The sequence below is a fragment of the Streptococcus suis genome (genome assembly GCF_002964045.1).
GTDB classification, from domain to species: Bacteria; Bacillota; Bacilli; order Lactobacillales; family Streptococcaceae; genus Streptococcus; species Streptococcus suis_U.
The window spans coordinates 1-311 of record NZ_POPB01000207.1; the positions used below are offsets into that span (position 1 = coordinate 1).

Below are 311 nucleotides of genomic sequence, written 5' to 3' on the forward strand. Positions count from 1 at the left end.
GATTCACTCACGGATTCTGAGATGGATTCAGATACAGATTCACTCACGGATTCTGAGATGGACTCTGATACAGATTCGCTCACGGATTCTGAGATGGACTCTGAGACTGATTCACTTACTGATTCTGAGATGGACTCTGATACTGATTCACTCACGGATTCTGAGATGGATTCGGATACAGATTCACTGATTGACTCTGAAATAGATTCTGAGACGGACTCGCTCACAGATTCTGAAATAGACTCTGAGACTGACTCACTCACGGACTCGGAGATGGATTCAGATACAGATTCGCTAACTGACTCGGAGAT

Annotated in this window: 1 pseudogene; it reads left to right on the plus strand. The window is 44.4% G+C overall.

Features of this window, described 5'->3' with window-relative positions:
* Nucleotides 1-311: pseudogene (locus C1E99_RS14885) on the plus strand (fibrinogen-binding protein); the annotation flags it as partial.